Source organism: Pseudomonadota bacterium, from assembly GCA_039028935.1.
In the GTDB taxonomy this organism is placed as follows: domain Bacteria; phylum Pseudomonadota; class Gammaproteobacteria; order Steroidobacterales; family SZUA-146; genus SZUA-146.
Genome location: JBCCHD010000079.1, coordinates 1 through 3,488, shown reverse-complemented (window position 1 = coordinate 3,488; position 3,488 = coordinate 1). Strand labels below are relative to the sequence as shown.

The window sequence follows — 3,488 nt, the reverse complement described above, 5'->3', positions numbered from 1 at the left end:
GTGCATCAGCCTGGAAATGTCCGTCACTTGCCGCGCGAAGCTCGACATTGCCTCCCTCGGTTACGATGGGCATGGCCGGTAGGAGCTCACCGCCGATGCGTGCACCAATCCTCATCAGATCGTCACGAAAGCTATAACCCAACACCAAAACCAAAGCGATCGCAATCCAGGCAAGAGCGTGTTTGAAGGCGGCATGAGCTCGGCCGCGGTAACCGATAACGAGACTGCTGCCGAGGAGGACCAGCCAGAGGATATTGTGGGTCAGGCTGATTTGACGATCTTCATTGCCCAAAACGCCCGGGAATAGGCCGCTCAAGATAACGACCAAACCTAGCAATACGACACCAACAACGATGGCCCAAATCACGGCATCACCTCCTTGGGCTTAACGTGGTTCTCTTGTGACTCATCAATAGCTGGCGATCCTGTGACGCGTTTTGAATGCTATGTGAGCAATTTTGAGCCGGAATTGACATGCACGTTCAGGCTTCATCGCAGAAGGAAATTCTCCAATTTGCCGGGCATAGGGTCAAAGCTTTCCTAATAGCGCATCGGCCCATTGAAGCCGTTGTGGAGCAACGCCAGCTGCAAATGAGCGCACGACTATAGGGACCGATCGATGCAGCTCATCATATCCACGACTCGATGGCTTCTGGGGCTCGGCGTCATTATTGCCGCCTTCGTAATCTTCCTTGGAAGTCCGCTTTTTGCAGCCGACATCAAGCCGCTTGTGAGCGTCGATTGGCTGAAGGATAATGCCGAACGGCAAGATCTGGTCATCCTTGACATTCGGAACAAAATCGACGGCGGCTCCGCCGAATCCTTTACCAGGGGCCATATCCCAGGTTCCGTCCACAGCGATTACCTTCAAGGAGGTTGGCGCACCGAAGTGGATGGGGTGATCGCGCAGGCACCAAGCGGTGCCCAGCTGGAGGCCCTGATCGGCAATCTCGGGATCGACAACGACACAACCGTCGTGGTGGTACCAGCCGGGATCAACGCGTCGGACTTTGGGAGCGCCGCTCGGGTCTACTGGACGTTTAAATATGCAGGACACGATACTGTCGCGATCCTTGATGGCGGCTATCGCGCGTGGACAGCAGATCCAAGCAACCCAATCGAGACTGGGCCCTCCGCCCCACTTGCAACCATCTTTGAAGCCAATTTGAGACCAGAGATGCGCGTCGATGGCGCAACCGTCCATGCCGCGCTCGACGATGGCGAAACGATGCTGCTCGATGGGCGCCCAGCCGAGCAATTCACGGGTAAGGCCAAGCACAATGCTGCCAAGGCAGCCGGTCATATCCCTGGGGCTGTCCATTTTGATCAGGCGCAGACCTTCGATGCAACGTCAGGCAAGCTGCTCGATCTTGCTAAGCTCAAAGGCCTTCTGCCTGAGGGCCTGACCGAAGCGGAAGAGGTTGTTAGCTATTGCAACACCGGACACTGGGCTGCGGTCAATTGGTTCGTGCTCAGTGAAGTCGCCGGTCTGAGCACCATCAAACTCTACGATGGTTCAATGGTCGAATGGACACAAACTGCGACAAGACCCGTCGCACAATCCCCCAACTCTTAGGGCATTTGATGGCTCTCGTGTCCTAGTGGGAGCCTGGCGTTCTGACGTCGTGGCCCGACATTTGTCATCGCTCACTCTGTTTGTAATGCTTGAGGCGTTAAAGCCACAAAAAAAAGGCCGGATTCATTCCGGCCTTTTTTATTCGCGTATCGTTCGCTAAACCGAATCGACCGCACCGACTTCGATCATTGCGCGAACCTCTTCTTCGCCGTAACCAAGTTCCGCGAGCACCTCGCGCGAGTGTTCACCAACCAACGGCGCGTGCGAGCGAATTGACGTCGGTGTTTTGGAAAACGTCAGTGGTGGTCGCACCATTATCGTGTCGCCTTCGCTCGGATGTTGATGGCGTTCAAACATACCGACAGCATTGAGATGTTCGTCTTCCATTAAATCTTCGACGTCGATCACCGGCATGCAAGGTATTTGCGCTTCCTCGCAAAACGCCACCCATTCCTCCGTCGTTCGCGATGGTGTCGTCTCACCAATGAACGTGTATAAATCCTCGACGCTTTGGATTCGCGCACGATAGGTTGCAAAACGCGGGTCTTCCATTAATTCAGGTCGACCGACACCAGTGAAAAAATTCGTCCAATGCCGATCAGTGTAAGGCAGGATGCACACGTGCCCGTCTTTTGTTTCAAACGGCCGACGCGTCGGCGTGACAACTCGTTGGTAGCCCAAAGTGCCGATAGGCGGCTCGTAGGCACAACCGTTTAGATGTTCAACCAAATTGAACGACACCAAGGTTTCGAACATCGGTACCTCGACAAACTGGCCCTCGCCGGTTCGTCCGTGATGGACTAATGCTGCGGTGACCGCCTGACTCAACATTAGGCCGCAGATCTTATCGGCGATTGCTGAGGGTACATAACGCGCAGCGCCGTCTTGGCGACGGAAAAGACTGGCCAGACCAGAAGCCGCTTGAATGGCATCGTCGTACGCAGGCTTATGTTTATAAGGACCTTCTTGACCGAAACCATACGCGCCGACATAAATTATTGACGGTTTAATTTTCGCGACGGCGTCGTAATCAAACCCAAGCCGCGCAATCGCTTGAGGACGCATGTTGTGAACCAACACATCTGCGCTCTCAATCAGACGGGTCAGGGCTTCCTTGCCGCCAGCAGTTTTCAGATCGATGGCCAGCGAGCGTTTGTTGCGGTTGGCGTTCAAATAAATCCCGCCCATATCGACGTTTTTCACCGTGCCCATGTTGCGCGCGAGGTCACCGCCAGGCGGCGCCTCCACTTTAATCACATCAGCGCCCATATCGCCCAGCATCTGCGTGCCGTACGGCCCGAGCAGTATGGTCGTGATATCGACGATACGAATTCCTTCAAGTGGGCCTGCCACTGGACTCTCCAATGCCGAGATTGCGCCTCGGGCTTGCGTTGCGATAAAAAAAAAGCGCCGGCGGTAGTTGCCGGCGGCTCTAAAGCGCTAACTGCGAGATTACGCCGGGTTACTCGCCTTGAAAAAGCGTCACCACACAGGCGCCACCGAGGCCGAGATTATGCGACAGCGCGGTGCGTGCGCCATCGACTTGTCTCGGTTCCGCTGTACCACGTAACTGATGCGTGATTTCATAGCACTGCGCTAAGCCGGTAGCACCCAGGGGATGCCCTTTGGATAACAGGCCACCGGACGGATTCGTCACGACTCGCCCGCCGTAGGTATTGTCTTCATCGTCGACAAATTTCTTTGCGTCTCCTTCGGCGCAAAGCCCCAGGGCTTCATATGAAATCAGCTCGTTTTGCGCGAAGCAATCATGTAGTTCGACCAAATCGAGATCGTCTGGTCCACAACGCAAGTATCACTTATCAGCTCCCGGCCAGGCGCGTGTCGTCCGTGTCTATGGCAACGGTGCAACTTCACCCAGACGACATTGTCGTGTGTCAATCTTCAAGACGTG

3 protein-coding genes and 1 pseudogene are annotated in these 3,488 nt (G+C 55.1%); 1 reads left to right on the top strand and 3 read right to left on the bottom strand.

What is annotated here, in order from left to right; translation table 11 throughout:
- Nucleotides 1–367, bottom strand: a 367-nt coding sequence (locus AAF465_17345) for a hypothetical protein (protein ID MEM7084489.1), incomplete at its 3' end; no start/stop codon positions are given.
- A 252-nt stretch (nucleotides 368–619) separates the two neighbouring features.
- On the opposite strand from AAF465_17345, the gene AAF465_17340 reads away from it, so the two are divergent.
- Nucleotides 620–1,576, top strand: coding sequence for a sulfurtransferase (locus AAF465_17340; GenBank protein ID MEM7084488.1), 957 nt, complete (start codon nucleotides 620–622; stop codon nucleotides 1,574–1,576).
- A 156-nt stretch (nucleotides 1,577–1,732) separates the two neighbouring features.
- On the opposite strand, the gene AAF465_17335 is transcribed toward AAF465_17340, so the two are convergent.
- Nucleotides 1,733–2,929: a CoA transferase gene (locus AAF465_17335; GenBank protein ID MEM7084487.1), complete on the bottom strand. Its 1,197-nt coding sequence runs from the start codon at nucleotides 2,927–2,929 to the stop codon at nucleotides 1,733–1,735.
- A 109-nt stretch (nucleotides 2,930–3,038) separates the two neighbouring features.
- A pseudogene (locus AAF465_17330) lies at nucleotides 3,039–3,377 on the bottom strand (lipid-transfer protein).
- Nucleotides 3,378–3,488 lie beyond the last annotated feature (111 nt).

Bases quoted from the DNA above. Each gene is read 5' to 3' on its own strand.
- AAF465_17340 (MEM7084488.1), top strand. From the start codon at position 620: ATGCAGCTCATCATATCCACGACTCGATGGCTTCTGGGGCTCGGCGTC.